3 protein-coding genes and 2 rRNA genes (1 of these 5 only partly in view) are annotated in these 10,186 nt (G+C 63.4%); all 5 read left to right on the top strand.

Annotated elements, in window-relative coordinates; all coding sequences use genetic code 11:
• A 23S ribosomal RNA gene (locus tag AB5975_06175) occupies positions 1-509 on the top strand; it begins 2,383 nt to the left of the window's first position.
• 136 nt (positions 510-645) lie between these two features.
• Positions 646-761: ribosomal RNA gene (gene rrf, locus AB5975_06170) — 5S ribosomal RNA — on the top strand.
• A 148-nt stretch (positions 762-909) separates the two neighbouring features.
• The gene (gene recC / locus AB5975_06165) at positions 910-4,389 is read left to right on the top strand and encodes an exodeoxyribonuclease V subunit gamma (GenBank protein ID XDR21452.1); all 3,480 of its coding nucleotides are present in this window, start codon (positions 910-912) and stop codon (positions 4,387-4,389) included.
• Positions 4,386-8,060 carry an exodeoxyribonuclease V subunit beta gene (gene recB / locus AB5975_06160; protein XDR21451.1) on the top strand — a complete coding sequence of 1,225 codons (3,675 nt, stop codon included), beginning with the start codon at positions 4,386-4,388 and terminating at the stop codon, positions 8,058-8,060. Before recC ends, recB begins: the two co-directional genes overlap by 4 nt.
• The gene (recD, locus tag AB5975_06155; protein XDR21450.1) at positions 8,057-10,132 is read left to right on the top strand and encodes an exodeoxyribonuclease V subunit alpha; all 2,076 of its coding nucleotides are present in this window, start codon (positions 8,057-8,059) and stop codon (positions 10,130-10,132) included. The genes recB and recD overlap by 4 nt, the downstream gene beginning before the upstream one ends.
• The last annotated feature ends 54 nt before the right edge of the window (positions 10,133-10,186 follow it).

The following is a 10,186-nucleotide window of genomic DNA, read 5'->3' as shown; positions in this document are numbered from 1 at the left end:
GGTGGTTCTGTATGGAAGGGCCATCGCTCAACGGATAAAAGGTACTCCGGGGATAACAGGCTGATACCGCCCAAGAGTTCATATCGACGGCGGTGTTTGGCACCTCGATGTCGGCTCATCACATCCTGGGGCTGAAGCCGGTCCCAAGGGTATGGCTGTTCGCCATTTAAAGTGGTACGCGAGCTGGGTTTAGAACGTCGTGAGACAGTTCGGTCCCTATCTGCCGTGGACGTTTGAGATTTGAGAGGGGCTGCTCCTAGTACGAGAGGACCGGAGTGGACGAACCTCTGGTGTTCCGGTTGTCACGCCAGTGGCATTGCCGGGTAGCTATGTTCGGAAGAGATAACCGCTGAAAGCATCTAAGCGGGAAACTTGCCTCAAGATGAGATCTCACTGGGATCTTGAATCCCCTAAAGGGCCGTCGAAGACTACGACGTTGATAGGTTGGGTGTGTAAGCGCTGTGAGGCGTTGAGCTAACCAATACTAATTGCCCGTGAGGCTTGACCATATAACACCCAAGCAATTTGTGCGTCAGCCAAATTGCGGTGGTGAAGATGATACGAACCGAAAGTTCGCAACGAACCACACAATCACATATCCGAATTCGCTGGGCTGTCCATCTGGACATTCTGGCTACAGAATTTCTTGACGACCATAGAGCATTGGAACCACCTGATCCCATCCCGAACTCAGCAGTGAAACGATGCATCGCCGATGGTAGTGTGGGGTTTCCCCATGTGAGAGTAGGTCATCGTCAAGATTTATTTCGCAAAACCCCTATCTGCGCATGCAGGTAGGGGTTTTGTCTTTGGGGCCAGAAAAAGATTTGTCTCCACGCATGCCATGGTCCAAGGCATGCCTCGTGATATGGTTTTGCACCGGAATCAACCGCTCCCAGGGAATGCACTATGGCTACTACCACTCTCCACCCCGGCTTCATGATCGTCCACGGCAACCGCCTCGACGACCTGCGCAGCCTGGTAGTGAGCTGGATGCGTCGCTATCCCCTGGCGCCGCTGGAAAACGAAATAGCCTTGGTGCAAAGCAATGGCATCGCCCAATGGCTCAAGTTGGCCCTGGCCGAAGACCCGCTGGAAGATGACCTGGGCGGCTGTGGCATCGCCGCCGCAATCGATGTGCAACTACCCGGTAGCTTCATGTGGCAGCTATACCGCAGCGTGCTGGGCCGTGACGAAATTCCCGAAGTTTCCCTGCTCGACAAGGCCCCACTCACTTGGCGCCTGATGCGCCTGTTACCCGCCCTGATCGAACGCCCTCATTTCGAGCCGCTGCGGCGCTTCCTTACCGACGACAGCGACCTGCGCAAGCGCTATCAGCTAGCCGAACGGCTAGCGGACCTATTCGACCAGTACCAGGTCTACCGCGCCGACTGGCTCAAGGACTGGGCCGCAGGCGAGCATGTCCTCAACACCGCCCGTGGCGAGCGCAAAGCGCTGCCGCCGGGCAACCGTTGGCAAGCCGAGTTGTGGCGAGCATTACTGGAAGATGTTGGCGAGCAGGGTATGGCGCAGAGCCGTGCCGGGGTTCACCAACGCTTCATCGAGCGGATCAACAGCCTGGAGCAGGCACCTGCAGGGCTGCCACCGCGGGTGATCGTGTTTGGCATCTCCTCACTACCCGCCCAGGCCCTGGAAGCACTGGCCGGTCTGGCGCGTTTCAGCCAGGTGCTGTTGTGCGTTCATAACCCATGCCGCCACCACTGGGCCGACATCGTTGCCGACAAGGACCTGTTACGCCACCAGTACAAACGCCAGCAACGCAAGCAGGGCATGCCCCTGCAACTGGATGACCAGTCGTTGCACCAGCATGCCCATCCGTTGCTGGCCGCCTGGGGCAAACAAGGCCGCGACTACATCAACCTGCTCGACAGCTACGACGACCCGGGCAGCTACCAGGGCGTGTTCAGCGATGGCCGCATCGACCTGTTCAGTGACGGTTCGCCCACCACGCTGCTCAATCAATTGCAGGACGACATCCTGGAGTTGCGCCCGCTCACCGAAACCCGTGAGCTGTGGCCGCCCGTGGATACTGCAAAGGATCGCTCGATCCGCTTCCACATCGCCCATAGCCCGCAACGTGAAGTGGAAATCCTCCACGACCAACTGTTGGCCCGCTTCAGCGCCGACGCAACTTTGCGCCCGCGTGACGTGATCGTCATGCTACCGGCCATCGACACTTACGCGCCGCACATCCGCGCTGTCTTTGGCCAGTTGCAGCGCAACGACCCGCGCTACATCCCGTTCACCCTGACCGACCAGGGCCAGCGCGGCCGCGAACCTTTGCTGATCGCTCTTGAGCACTTGCTCAAACTGCCAGACAGCCGTTTCGCGGTCAGCGAAGTGCTCGACCTGCTGGACGTGCCGGCAGTGCGCGCTCGCTTTGGTATTCGCGAAAACGACCTGCCCACGTTACACCGCTGGATCGAGGGGGCCGGCATACGCTGGGGCCTCAACGCCGAGCAGCGGGCCAGTCTTGGTTTGCCCGCCGGGCTCGAACAGAACAGTTGGCGCTTCGGCCTGCGGCGTATGCTGCTGGGCTATGCAGTGGGTGTGGGCGTGGCCTGTGACGGCATTGAACCCTACGATGAAATCGGTGGCTTGGACGCTGCACTGATCGGCCCACTGGTCGCGCTGCTCGATGCGCTCGAAGTCGCCTGTCAGGCCTTGTCCGAGCCCGCCACCGTCACGCAGTGGGGCGAGCGCCTGCATGCTTTGCTACAGGTGTTTTTCCTGGCCGAGGGCGAGCGTGACGAGTACCTGCTGATGCAACTGCAAGATCTGCGCGATAGCTGGCTTGAAGTGTGCGAGACCGTTGGCCTGCAAGACCCGTTGCCGCTGACCGTGGTGCGTGAAGCCTGGCTGTCGGGCCTCGATCAGGGCAAGCTGTCACAGCGCTTCTTAGCCGGCTCGGTGAACTTCTGCACCCTGATGCCCATGCGCGCCATCCCGTTCCGGGTGGTTTGCCTGCTGGGCATGAACGATGGCGACTACCCGCGCGCCCAGCAACCGCTGGACTTCGACTTGATGGCCAGCGACTACCGCCCCGGTGACCGCTCTCGCCGCGAAGACGACCGTTACCTGCTGCTGGAGGCGCTGTTGTCGGCACGCGACCAGCTGTATGTCAGTTGGGTCGGGCGCAGTATCCGTGACAATAGCGAACGCCCGGCCTCGGTACTGATCGGCCAGTTGCGCGATCACATCGCCACGGGATGGCATCTGGCCGGCACGCAGCAGGGGCAGCCAGCCGAACCGGGCGAGCAACTGCTGCACGCTCTGACTCAGGAGCATCCCTTGCAGCCGTTCAGCGCACGCTACTTCCAGAAAGGCAGCCCGTTGTTCAGCTTTGCCCATGAATGGCAACTGCTGCACCAGCATGGCGAGACAGATGAACAGGGCGAGCCCGGCCTGCCGCCATACCTAGGTGATGAAGCCCTGAGCCTGACCCAACTGAATGACTTTCTGCGCCATCCGGTACGGCACTTTTTCAGCCAGCGCTTGAAGGTGTACTTTGAAGCGCTGGAAGCACCAACCCCGGACGAAGAACCCTTCGTCCTCGATACGCTGCAACGCTATGGCGCCAGTGAAAGCCTGCTTGGCGCAGCCTTGGCCGAGCCGGACAATGCCGAACAGGCCTTGCGTGCCCAGGCCCGGCGCCTACAGGCCTGCGGTTTGCTGCCGCTGGCCGGTTTCGGAGAATCGCTGCAAAGCGAGTTGATCGAACCGCTACCCGATTTGTTGCAACGTCACCAACAGCTGCTGCAACGCTGGCCTCAGCTGGTCGAGGGCGCTTTGCCGGTGCATTTCGAGCACGCTCAGCACCGTCTCGAAGGCTGGTTGGGCCGGGTGTTCCAGGCTCAGGACCAGAGCCTGCTCAGCATCACCACGGTACCCAACACAATCAGCGCCGGGCGCAACAACCTCAAGTGGCATCGTCTGATCGCACCTTGGGTTACGCACCTGGCCGCCTGTGCGGCCGGCTATCCCTACAACAGTGCACTGGTAGCCAGCGACCTGACCCTGTTACTTGCACCGCTACCGCAAGCACAGGCTGCTCAGCTGTTGGGCGACCTGCTGGTGGCCCGTCAGGCGGCGATGAATGCGCCGCTGCCCGTCGCGGCCAAGACCGCGTTCGCCTGGCTGGCCCAGGACGACGCCGACAAGGCTTTGGCCGCCGCAGCCCGTGCCTATGAAGGCGACGAGCGCACCAGCTTTGGCGAGCGAAGTGAGAGCATCGCTCTGGCCCGCCAGTTCCGCGACTTTGCTGCACTGACGGCTGACGAAACCTTTGAAGGCTGGTGCGAAACCTTGTACCGCCCGTTGTTCACCGCCCCTTGGCAGACCCTGGGCAACCCGGAGAAAGGCGCATGACCCAGGACCGTCCCCTGGCACTGAGTTTCCCCCTGCACGGCAGCCAGCTGATCGAGGCCAGCGCCGGCACGGGCAAGACCTTCACCATTTCGGCGCTGTACCTGCGCCTGATCCTTGGCCACGGTGGCGAACAAGGCTTCGACCGCGAGTTGCTGCCACCGCAGATACTCGTGGTGACCTTCACCGACGCTGCCACCAAAGAGCTGCGCGAACGTATCCGCGCCCGCCTGGCTGAGGCTGCACGGTTCTTCCGTGGCGAACTGGAAGGCGCCGACCCGCTGTTGCACCAATTGCGTGATGATTACCCGCAAGAAGCCTGGCCGCGTTGTGCCGGCCGCTTGGAAATCGCCGTGCAGTGGATGGACGAAGCTGCGGTATCGACCATCCATGGCTGGTGTCAGCGCATGCTGCGCGAGCATGCCTTCGACAGCGGCAGCCTGTTCACCCAGACCCTGGAAACCGACCACAGCGAGTTGCTGGGCCAGGTCATGCGCGATTACTGGCGGCGTTTTTGCTACGGCATGCAAGGCGATGCACTGGCCTGGGTGCGCGGCAACTGGGGCAGCCCCGACGCTTTGCTGCCGCGCATTCGCCCACTGTTTGGCCGCGTGCGTGCTCAGCAGGATGGGCCAGAGCCGGCAGCATTGATCCAGGCATCGCTGCAGCAACGTGGCGAGCAGCTGGCCCGGCTCAAGGCGCCATGGGCGCAGTGGGCCGAGCAACTGCGGCAAATCTGCCGCGATGCGCTGGCCGCCAAGCAGGTCGACGGCCGCAAGATGCAGGCCCGTTACTTCGAGCCCTGGTTCGACAAGCTCTGTGCCTGGGCGGGTGATGAACAGCTGGTTGACCTCGACTTGGGCACGGGTTTTACCCGCCTGACCCCGGCGGGCATGGCCGAGGCCTGGAAGGGTGAACCGCCTGAGCACCCCGGCCTCAACGCCATGCAGAGCTTGCAGCAACAATTGCAGGCCTTGGACAGCCCGGATGCGCCCTTGCTTGAGCATGCTGCCAGCTGGGTATCGGCACGTTTCGAAGTAGAGAAGCGCCGGCGCGCGGAAATGGGCTTCGACGACATGCTCGTGCGCCTGCAGCACGCCTTGGCCAGCGAGGCCGGCGAGCGCTTGGCCGGTTTGATCCGCGAGCAGTTCCCGGTAGCGCTGATCGACGAATTCCAGGATACCGACCCGGTTCAGTACGGCATTTTCGAGCGCATCTATCAGATCAGCGAAAACCGCGCAGACACTGGCCTGTTCATGATCGGAGACCCCAAGCAGGCGATCTACGCCTTCCGTGGTGCCGACATCTACACCTACCTCGCTGCACGGCGCGCCACCCGCGACCGCCTGCACAGCCTGGACACCAACTACCGGTCCAGCAAGGCCATGGTCGCGGCGGTCAACCAGGTGTTCCTGCAGGCCGAAGTGCGTGAAACGGGGCGGGGAGCATTCCTGTTCCGCGCGGCGGATGACAACCCGCTGCCGTTCATCGAGGTGCGCGCGAAGGGCCGTGGCGAACAGTTGCTGATTGACGGCGAAACCAGTGCAGCCCTGCAGTGCTGGCAACTGGAAAGCGAAGAGCCGGTTTCCAGCAGTGTCTACCGCCAGCAGCTGGCAGCCAGCTGCGCCAGCCATATCGTCGCGCTGCTCAATGGTGGCCAGCAAGGCACGGCAGGCTTCCAGAATGCCGAAGGCGAGTTGCGTCCCTGCCTGCCCTCGGACATCGCCATCCTGGTGCGTGATGGCCACGAAGCGCAGGTGGTCCGCGCCGAGCTGGCCGCGCGCGATGTACGCAGTGTGTACCTGTCCGACAAGGACTCGGTGTTCGCCGCCCAGGAAGCCCACGACCTGCTGGCCTGGCTCAAGGCCTGCGCCGAGCCCGACTCCGAGCGCCTGCTCAAGGCCGCACTGGCCAGCCTTACACTGGGCCTGTCATTGGCCGCGCTGGACCAGCTGAACCAGGACGAGCGGGTCTGGGAAGGCTGGGTCATGCGTTTTCGCCATTATCGCGATACCTGGCAACACCAGGGCGTGTTGCCCATGCTGCGGCACCTGCTGCATGACTTCCAGCTGCCGCGCACGCTGATCCGCCGCAGCGATGGCGAGCGGGTACTGACCAACCTGCTGCACCTGGCCGAATTGCTGCAGCAGGCTGCTGGTGAGCTGGACGGCGAACAGGCATTGATCCGCCACCTGGCCGAGCACCTCGCCAATTCCGGGCAGGCCGGTGAAGAGCAGATCCTGCGCCTGGAAAGCGACGAACAGTTGGTCAAAGTCGTGACCATCCACAAGTCCAAGGGCCTGGAGTATCCCTTGGTTTACCTGCCGTTCATCTGCACCAGCAAGCCGGTGGACGGCAGCCGCCTGCCGCTGGCCTGGCATGACAGCGAAGGTAACGCCCACCTCACCCTCACCCCGGATCAGGAACAGATCGAGCGCGCTGACGACGAGCGCCTGGCCGAAGACCTGCGCCTGCTCTATGTGGCCCTGACCCGCGCCCAGCATGCGTGCTGGTTGGGGGTCGCCGACCTCAAGCGTGGCAACCAGAAGAGTTCGCAGCTGCACCGATCGGCATTGGGTTACCTGCTGGGTGGCGGCCTTGCCCTGACAGGTTCGCAGCAGCTGACGGACTGGTTGCAGGCGTTGGCGTCGACATGCCCGCACATTACCTGCCCGGGCCTGCCGCAGGCCAATGAGCAGGCGTATCGCGTACCGCACGCCGAGCGTGAGCTGCTGCCCGCACGCAAGCCCCGCCGCGCGGCCGCCGAGCACTGGTGGATCGCTTCTTACAGCGCCCTGCGCGTAGGCGACCAGACCCTCGGTGCCGACAGCTCACAGGCCCAGCAACTGCTGGATGACGAGACGGTCGATGCCCAGGTGTTGCGCGAGGTCCCGGCTGACAGCGGCGATATCCACCGTTTCCCGCGGGGGCCAAACCCAGGCACCTTCTTGCATGGCTTGCTGGAATGGGCGGGTCGTGAAGGCTTTAGCCAGGTCAGCGGCAACCCACAGCTGATTGAGCGCACCGTTGGCCAGCGCTGCAACCGTCGCGACTGGACCGGCTGGATCCCCACCCTGAGCCAGTGGATGCAACGCTTGCTGGGCGAGGCGTTACCGCTGCCAGGCAGCGACCAGAGCGTAATGCTGGGCCAGTTGCATCATTACCAGATCGAAATGGAGTTCTGGTTCGCCAGCCACCAGGTCGATGCTGAACAACTCGACCGCCTTGTCGCACGCCACACCCACCCCGGCCTGGCGCGCCCGGCGGCGCAGCCGACCGTGCTCAACGGCATGTTCAAAGGGTTCATCGACCTGGCCTTCGAGCTGGACGGGCGTTACTACGTCACCGACTACAAGTCCAACTGGCTGGGCCCGGACATCCAGGCCTACGACACCCAAACCATGGAAAAGGCCATTATCGAGCACCGCTACGACCTGCAGTACGTGCTGTACCTGCTGGCCCTGCACCGGCAGTTGCGTGCCCGCCTGCCGGACTACGATTACGACCGCCATGTTGGCGGTGCCCTGTTCATCTTCCTGCGTGGTGCCAGCAGCAGCGGCCATGGCGTGTATCACGCCAAGCCACCGCGTGAGCTGATCGAAAGCCTCGATGCGCTGTTCCGTGGCGAGCACCCACCCGTACAGCAGGACCTGTTTGCCGGAGCCGTGAAATGAGCCGAAGCCTTGTCGACCTGTTGCCCACGCCGTTGCACGCCGAGCACCTGCTGGCGCTGGCACCACAGCATGACAGCGGTGACCTGCTGCAACTGCTCGACCGCTGGGTAGAACGGGGCTGGCTGCGCGCGCTGGACCGCGCATTCGTGTCGTTCCTGGAAGAGCGCGCTCCCGGCAGTGATCCCTTGTTATTGCTGGCGGCGGCGCTGGCCAGTCATCAACTGGGGCACGGGCATGTCTGCCTCGACCTGCAACAGACCTTGGCCGAGCCTGATTTCGCCCTGTCGTTGCCGCCGGAGGGCGATGCGCTGACAGGCCCCTTGCTGCTTCCCTCGCAACTGCTGGCCAACCTCGATTTGAATGCCTGGCGCCAGCGCATCGCTGCCAGCGCGCTGGTGGCCGAGGGCGATAGCCCAGGCCAGCAAGCGCGGCCACTGGTGCTCAGCGGCCAGCGTCTGTACCTGCGCCGCTACTGGAGCTATGAACGGCGTATCGACCATACCCTGCGCCAGCGCCTGACCCAGGCCGAAGCGCCGCTGACCGACCTGACCGGTCGCCTGGCTCAGCTGTTCGACGGTGGTGCGCCAGCTGGCCAGGTAGACTGGCAGAAGCTCGCTTGCGCGCTGGCCACCCGTGCCGGTTTCAGCATCATCACGGGTGGCCCCGGCACGGGCAAGACCACCACTGTGGTGCGCCTGCTGGCCTTGCTGCAAGGGCCGGCAGTGGAGCAGGGCAGGCCGCTGCGCATCCGCTTGGCCGCGCCGACCGGCAAGGCCGCTGCGCGCCTCACCGAATCCATTGGCCAGCAGGTCGAGCGCCTGCAGGTCAGCGCCGAAGTGCGTGGGCACATTCCCACAGAAGTCAGCACCGTGCATCGTCTGCTCGGTAGCCGCCCGGGCTCCCGGCACTTCCGCCACCATGCTGGCAACCCGTTACCATTGGATGTGCTGGTGGTCGACGAAGCATCGATGATCGACCTGGAAATGATGGCCAACCTGCTCGATGCCTTGCCGCCTCGGGCACGCCTGGTGCTACTGGGCGACAAGGACCAGTTGGCGTCGGTGGAAGCCGGTGCGGTGCTGGGCGACTTGTGCCGGGATGCCGAAGAGGGCTATTACTCGCCGGCGACCGCAGCATGGCTGGAACAGATCAGTGGCGAGTCACTGGCCGGCAGTGGCCTCAAGGCTGGCGACGAACAGCGCAATCCACTGGCCCAGCAAGTGGTGATGCTGCGTTTTTCGCGACGCTTCGGTGAAGGCAGCGGCATTGGCCAACTGGCCCGGCTGGTCAACCGGCAGGACTCCCATGCGGCGCGCAACTTGCTGGCCACGCCACCCGCCGACGTGCACAGCCTGGCACTCAAGCACGAGCAGGACCGTGCTTTCGACCGCCTGTTGCTCGATGGCCTCAACCGCGGCAGCGACGGCCCGCAAGGCTACCGCAGCTACCTGCGTACCCTTGGCCGCTATCGGCCAGCACTCGAAACCGCTGCTGACGACCCCGCGTGGGAGCAATGGGCCGGCAAGGTGCTGCACAGCTTCGAGGACTTCCAGTTGCTGTGTGCAGTGCGTCGTGGCGCCTGGGGCGTCGAAGGCCTGAACGAGCGGGTGGCGCGGGTGCTGCACAATGCTGGCTTGATCGACAGCCAGCAGCACTGGTACGAAGGGCGCCCGGTATTGGTGACCCGCAACGATTACGGCCTGGGCCTGATGAACGGTGACATCGGCATCGCCCTGCACTTGCCGGATGAGCGCGGTGAGCCGCTGCTGCGCGTGGCCTTCCCGCGTAACGATGGCAGTGGCGGCGTGCGTTTCGTCCTGCCCAGCCGGCTCAACGAAGTGGAAACGGTGTTCGCCATGACCGTGCACAAGTCCCAGGGCTCGGAGTTCAGCCACACGGCGCTGGTGCTACCGGATGCGCTCAACCCGGTGCTGACCAAGGAACTGGTGTACACCGGCATCACCCGCGCCAAGCACTGCTTCAGCCTGGTCGAGCCTCGGCAGGGCATTTTTGAAGAAGCGGTGGCGCGCAAGGTGCGGCGTATTTCAGGGTTGATGCTGGAACAAGTCTGATACCGAACGCGGTCCCTTGTAGGAGCGGCCTTGTGCTATCGTTGCGCCAATTCG

Origin of the sequence: Pseudomonas putida, assembly GCA_041071465.1 — a bacterium.
In the GTDB taxonomy this organism is placed as follows: domain Bacteria; phylum Pseudomonadota; class Gammaproteobacteria; order Pseudomonadales; family Pseudomonadaceae; genus Aquipseudomonas; species Aquipseudomonas putida_P.
Note: the sequence above shows the minus strand (reverse complement) of the source record. Positions and strands in the feature narration are given on the sequence as shown.